This window comes from Mycobacterium sp. MUNTM1 (genome assembly GCF_054660795.1).
This window is the reverse complement of record NZ_BAAGDE010000110.1, coordinates 1-6,062: the sequence shown is the minus strand read 5'-3', so window position 1 is coordinate 6,062 and position 6,062 is coordinate 1. Positions and strand designations below refer to the sequence as shown.

Genomic DNA, 6,062 nt, shown 5'->3' with positions numbered 1-6,062 from the left:
CGCCGCCTCCCGCCCACCGCGCGTACAGCGTGAACTGGGACGCCATCGCGCAGTGCGAGTCCGGTGGCAACTGGGGAATCAGCACCGGTAACGGCTTCTCCGGTGGTCTGCAGTTCACCCCGAGCACCTGGCGCGCCAACGGTGGGTCGGGGTCCCCGTCCGGCGCGAGCCGCGAGGAGCAGATCCGGGTTGCCGAGAACGTGCTGCACTCGCAGGGCATCGGCGCTTGGCCGGTCTGCGGCCGCCGCGGCTGAGCCGCAGCCACCAATCGACGGCGTGGCCGGGATACCTATAATAAGTTGGGGGGGGGGGGGGGCGGGCGGGGTTTGGGCGCCGGGGGGGGGGGGCCGGGGGGGGGGGGGGGGGGGGGGGGGGGGGCCCCGGCGCCGCCCCCCCCCCCACCTACCGCCCGCTCCCCCTAAAAACATTTACCCCGCCCCGCGCCCCGCCCCCCCCACTTCTTAGCTCCAGCGGGTGCGATGCCCGGCGTCGGGTAGCGTCGGGCCCGTGACCGCAACGCCGCGCGAATTCGACATTGTGCTGTATGGGGCGACCGGCTTCGTCGGGAAACTCACCGCCGAATACCTGGCCAGCTCGGCGCCGGACAGGCGGATTGCGCTCGCCGGCAGATCGGCCGACCGACTGCGTGCCGTCCGCGACACTCTGGGCGACAGCGCGCAGTCGTGGCCCATCCTGAACGCCGACGCCTCGTCGCCCTCGACGCTCAATGAGATGGCGACCCGCACCCAGGTCGTCATCACCACGGTCGGGCCCTACACCCGCTACGGATTGCCGCTGGTGGCCGCCTGCGCCGGCGCGGGCACCGACTACGCCGACCTGACCGGCGAAGCGATGTTCGTCCGCGAAAGCATCGACCTGTACCACAAGCAGGCCGCCGACACCGGCGCCCGCATTGTGCACGCGTGCGGATTCGATTCCGTCCCTTCGGACCTCAGCGTGTACGCGCTCTACCGCGCGGTCCGTGACGACGGCGCGGGGGAGCTCGGCGATACCGACCTGGTGGTCCGCTCCTTCTCCGGCGGCGTGTCCGGCGGAACCGTCGCGTCGATGCTGGAAGTGCTTGACACCGCCTCCCGCGATCCCGAGGCGCGCCGCCAGCTCGCCGACCCGTACACGCTGACCACCGACCGCGGCGCCGAACCCGAAATCGGTCCCCAGCCCGATCTGCCCTGGCGTCGGGGTCGCCGGATCGCGCCGGAGCTGGCCGGGCTGTGGACGTCCGGCTTCCTGATGGCTCCCTACAACACCCGAATTGTGCGGCGCAGCAACGCATTGCTGGACTGGGCCTACGGGCGCCAGTTGCGATACAGCGAAAGCATGAGCCTGGGCTCGTCGCCGCTGGCTCCGGTGGCGTCCGCGGTGGTGGGCGGCATCGGCGCCGCGACCTTCGGATTGGGCAGCCGGTATTTTCGGCTGCTGCCACGCAAACTGGTGGAACGCATCGTGCCCAAACCCGGTACCGGCCCGAGCGAGGCCGCCCGGGACCGGGGCTACTACCGGATCGAAACCTTCACCACCACGACCACCGGCGCCCGTTACGTGGCACGCATGGAACAGCGCGGCGATCCCGGCTATAAGGCGACTTCGGTACTGCTGGGGGAGTGCGGCCTCGCGCTGGCAGTGGACCGCGACAAGCTCCCGGATCTGCACGGCGTTCTCACCCCCGCGGCCGCCATGGGCGACGCGCTGCTCGACCGGTTCCCCGCCGCGGGCGTGACGTTGGAGGTCGAGCGGCTGGGGTAGTGACCCGGTTGCGTCGCACGGCCCGCCGCGAGGGCTGTTGTGTCGGGCCGCATGAGTCTACTGTCGTATGTGACTTGGCTCATACATCCAGTAATAAAAGGCGGGTGAACCCCGATGGCCGGTCTTGATGATCTGTACGCCCAGATCCCGACATCTGAAATCGCGACAAGGCTCGGCGTGAACGAAGACGAAGTCGTCGGCGCGGTTCACACATTGGTGCCTGCGCTGCTGAGCGGTCTTCACCAGAACTCGCAGGATCCCGCGGCAGCCGACCGGATCGAGTCCGCTGCCACGAGTCACGCCGCCAGTGGTCTGCTCGACGCCAGCGGCGGCGTCGAGCAGGTTGATGCGGGCGACGGCCGGCAGGCGATCGCGACGATCTTCGGTGGCAACGACGCCGATCAAGTCGCGTCGGCGCTGGCCAAGGGAGGCGCCGGTAACAGCGACATGCTCAAGCAGTTGTTGCCGGTTCTGGTCCCGATCGTGTTGGCATACATCGGAAAACAGATGAATTCGGGTGGCCGGGGCTCGCCGGAAACGGTGCCTCGGACAACGCAGGCCGCTTCGGGTGGCGGTCTGGGCGAAGTGCTGGGCGGCATCCTCGGTGCCGGCTCCGGTGACAAATCCATCGGCGGCATTCTCGGAAACGTGTTGGGCGGCAAGGGCAATGCGCTGGGCGACATCCTCGGTGGGCTGCTCGGCGGCAAGAAGTAGCCAGCGCCGCAAATTCACGCGGAGTCTTCATCGGTATTTCCCGTCGTTTCGATTGCGTCGAGGGAGGGATGCCCAGGCCCCAATAGAAGATCGAACTAACGGGTACGAGCATGTTCGGCCTTTGGCGTGGCCGGACTGCGTTGATGAGAGAGGTAATGCTATGTCAGACACGCTTACTGGTGGTCAAAAGCTTGTGCGCGGGGAATCGCTCGCCTCGAACAACGGCGCCTACACCCTGACCCTGGAGGACGACGGCAACTTGGTGCTGGCCTCGCGAGGTCAGGCTCTGTGGTCCACGTCGACCGAGGGCCAAAATGTGGTGCGCGCCGAGGTGCAGCCCGACGGCAACTTCGTTCTCTACACGGCGGACAAACCGGTTTGGCATACCGACACCAAGGGCAAGAAGGACGTCAAACTCGTGCTTCAAGACGACCGCAACTTGGTGCTGTATGCCTCCGACGGGCCGGCATGGTCGACGCACACGGAGACCGACAGCCCGCCGCCACCGGCGCCCGAGGCCGCCGCCGACGCGCCTGCCGCGCAAGCCGAGGACGCCGTCGCCGAAGGGGCCCCAGCCGCAGAGCCAGCGGCTGAGCCAGAGCCGGAGCCCGCGGCGCGGACCTATACCGTCGCCTCCGGCGACACCCTGTGGGCGATCGCGGAGCGCTTCTACGGCGACGGCAACCGCTACCAGGCGATCGCCGACGCCAGCGGCATCTCCAACCCGGACCTGATTCAGCCCGGCCAAGTGCTCACGATTCCCTGATCACCGGAGGACGGACCGCGCCACCTGCGGGTTTGGGCGCTTACATGAAGGTAAACACCGCTCCCTAGAATTGACGGGTGACCGCCAGCCGCAGCCCCGCCACCGACCTGCCCAAGTCGTGGGATCCCGCTGCGGCCGAAAGTGCGATCTACCAGAAGTGGGTGGATGCCGGCTACTTCACGGCGGACCCCGACAGCACAAAACCCGGGTATTCGATTGTGCTGCCGCCGCCGAACGTGACCGGCAGCCTGCACATGGGCCACGCGCTCGAGCACACGATGATGGACGCCCTGACCCGGCGCAAGCGGATGCAGGGTTACGAGGTGCTGTGGCAGCCGGGGATGGACCACGCCGGCATCGCGACGCAGAGCGTGGTGGAAAAGCAGCTCTCGGTCGACGGCAAGACCAAAGAGGACTTCGGTCGAGAGCTGTTCATCGAAAAGGTCTGGGACTGGAAGCGAGAGTCCGGCGGAGCGATCGGCGGCCAGATGCGCCGGCTCGGCGACGGCGTGGACTGGAGCCGCGACCGCTTCACCATGGACGACGGCCTGTCGCGGGCGGTCCGCGCGATCTTCAAGCGCCTCTACGACGCCGGACTGATCTATCGGGCCGAGCGGCTGGTCAACTGGTCGCCCGTGCTGCAGACGGCGATCTCGGACATCGAGGTCGACTATCAAGAGGTCGAAGGCGAGCTGGTGTCGTTCCGGTACGGCTCGATGGACGACTCGCAGCCACACATCGTGGTGGCCACCACCCGGATGGAGACGATGCTCGGCGACACCGCGATCGCGGTGCATCCCGACGACGAACGCTACCGGCACCTGGTCGGCACCAGCCTGCCGCACCCGTTCGTGGACCGTCAGCTGCTGGTGGTCGCCGACGAACACGTCGAACCCGAATTCGGCACCGGCGCAGTCAAAGTCACGCCCGCACACGACCCCAATGACTTCGAGATCGGCCTGCGGCATCAACTGCCGATGATCTCGATCATGGACACCAAAGGCCGAATCACCGACACCGGAACGCAATTCGACGGCATGGACCGATTCCAGGCCAGGGTCGCGGTGCGCGAGGCGCTGGCGGCCGACGGCCGCATCACCGAGGAGAAGCGGCCCTACCTGCACAGCGTCGGACACTCCGAGCGCAGCGGCGAGCCGATCGAGCCGCGCCTTTCTTTGCAGTGGTGGGTTCGGGTGGAGTCGCTCGCCAAGGCCGCCGGTGACGCGGTGCGCAACGGGGACACCGTGATCCACCCCGCCAGCCTGGAACCGCGCTGGTTCGCCTGGGTCGACGACATGCACGACTGGTGCATCTCGCGCCAGCTGTGGTGGGGCCACCGGATCCCGATCTGGTACGGCCCCAACGGTGAACAGCGCTGCGTCGGTCCCGACGAAACCCCGCCGGAGGGTTGGGAGCAGGACCCCGACGTGCTGGACACCTGGTTCTCCTCGGGGTTGTGGCCGTTTTCCACGCTGGGCTGGCCCGACAAGACCCCGGAGCTCGAAAAGTTCTATCCCACAAGCGTTCTGGTCACCGGCTATGACATCCTGTTTTTCTGGGTGGCCAGGATGATGATGTTCGGCACCTTCGTCGGCGACGACGAGGCCATCACCCTGGACGGCCGCCGCGGGCCGCAGGTGCCGTTCACCGACGTCTTCCTGCACGGGCTGATCCGCGACGAGTCCGGCCGCAAGATGAGCAAGTCCAAGGGCAACGTCGTCGACCCGCTGGACTGGGTGGACGCGTACGGGGCCGACGCGCTGCGGTTCACGCTGGCCCGCGGCGCCAGCCCCGGCGGCGACCTGGCTGTCGGCGAGGACCACGTCCGCGCGTCGCGCAACTTCTGCACGAAGCTGTTCAACGCCACCCGCTACGCGTTGCTCAACGGCGCCAGGCTGGCCCCGCTGCCCGCGTTGGCCGAGCTCACCGACGCGGACCGATGGATTCTCGGGCGGTTGGAAGAGGTTCGCGCGGAGGTTGATTCGGCGTTCGACAGCTACGAGTTCAGCCGCGCCTGCGAAGCGCTCTATCACTTCGCGTGGGACGAATTCTGTGACTGGTACGTCGAATTGGCCAAGACGCAACTGGCCGAGGGGATCACACACACCACCGCCGTGCTGGCGGCGACGCTGGACACCCTGCTGCGGTTGCTGCACCCGGTGATCCCCTTCATCACCGAGGCCCTGTGGCAGGCGCTGACCGGCGACGAGGCCCAGGAGTCGCTGGTGATCGCCGACTGGCCGCAGTCGTCCGGGATCATCCTGGATCAGGTTGCCGCACAGCGGATTACCGACATGCAGAAGCTGGTGACCGAGGTGCGCCGGTTCCGCAGCGATCAGGGTCTGGCGGACCGGCAGAAGGTGCCTGCGCGGATGACCGGCGTCGACGAATCCGATCTGGGCACCCAGGTGAGCGCGGTGACGTCGCTGGCGTGGCTCACCGCCGCGGGCCCGGAATTTCGCCCGTCGGCGTCGGTGGAGGTGCGGCTGCGCGGCGGCACGGTCGTCGTCGAGCTCGATACTTCCGGCACCATCGACGTCGCCGCCGAACGCCGCCGGCTGGAAAAGGATCTGGCCGCGGCGCACAAGGAGCTGGCATCGACCACCGCCAAATTGGCCAACGACGAATTCCTGGGCAAGGCCCCGCAAAACGTCGTCGACAAGATCCGCGATCGCCAGCGCCTGGCCCAGGAGGAAACCGAGCGGATCAACGCGCGGCTAGCCGGGCTGCAGTGAGCGTCCGATGACCGAGCCGCCCGACTGGCCGCAGGACGACCCCGATTGGCCGCAGGACGAGGTCCCCGCCGCGATCCCCGACC

Annotated in this window: 5 protein-coding genes; all 5 read left to right on the top strand. The window is 67.9% G+C overall.

The annotated features are described in order from the left end of the window. Positions 1-254: transglycosylase family protein (locus ACYQ8K_RS29685; RefSeq protein WP_459974908.1), on the top strand; the 254-nt coding region annotated here is incomplete at its 5' end. Positions 255-507: 253 nt separating this feature from the next. Beyond that, entirely contained in the window at positions 508-1,764 is a 1,257-nt protein-coding gene (locus ACYQ8K_RS29680; protein ID WP_459974906.1) for a saccharopine dehydrogenase family protein, read from the top strand. Positions 1,765-1,878: 114 nt separating this feature from the next. After that, a complete protein-coding gene (locus ACYQ8K_RS29675; RefSeq protein WP_459974904.1) occupies positions 1,879-2,478 on the top strand; it encodes a DUF937 domain-containing protein in 600 nt (199 codons plus the stop codon). Between the two features lie 160 nt (positions 2,479-2,638). Beyond that, the gene (locus ACYQ8K_RS29670; protein ID WP_459974902.1) at positions 2,639-3,244 is read left to right on the top strand and encodes a LysM peptidoglycan-binding domain-containing protein; all 606 of its coding nucleotides are present in this window, start codon (positions 2,639-2,641) and stop codon (positions 3,242-3,244) included. 77 nt (positions 3,245-3,321) lie between these two features. Continuing rightward, complete coding sequence (locus ACYQ8K_RS29665) at positions 3,322-5,979, top strand: valine--tRNA ligase (RefSeq protein ID WP_459974899.1); 2,658 nt, start codon at positions 3,322-3,324, stop codon at positions 5,977-5,979. Positions 5,980-6,062 lie beyond the last annotated feature (83 nt).